Source organism: Klebsiella sp. S69 (assembly GCF_016516145.1).
In the GTDB taxonomy this organism is placed as follows: Bacteria; Pseudomonadota; Gammaproteobacteria; order Enterobacterales; family Enterobacteriaceae; genus Klebsiella; species Klebsiella oxytoca.
The window spans coordinates 1-254 of the sequence record NZ_JACVUU010000111.1; the positions used below are offsets into that span (position 1 = coordinate 1).

1 tRNA gene is annotated in these 254 nt (G+C 55.1%); it reads right to left on the reverse strand.

From position 1 onward, the window contains the following. Positions 1-178: 178 nt before the first annotated feature. Positions 179-254: transfer RNA gene (locus IAE27_RS29445), tRNA-Lys, on the reverse strand.

The following is a 254-nucleotide window of genomic DNA, read 5'->3' on the forward strand; positions in this document are numbered from 1 at the left end:
GCCGACCCCCTCCTTGTAAGGGAGGTGCTCTCCCAGCTGAGCTAATCACCCGATACTGCGCTGGATACATCTTTTCGCGGTGGCTCGTGCAGGATGACTCGGCTTCGCCTCGCCCTACGTGCCGTTGCTGACGCAACGTTATCCTTCACGTTTTACTATCGCGTTCCACCAGAACGATTGGTGGGTCGTGCAGGATTCGAACCTGCGACCAATTGATTAAAAGTCAACTGCTCTACCAACTGAGCTAACGACCC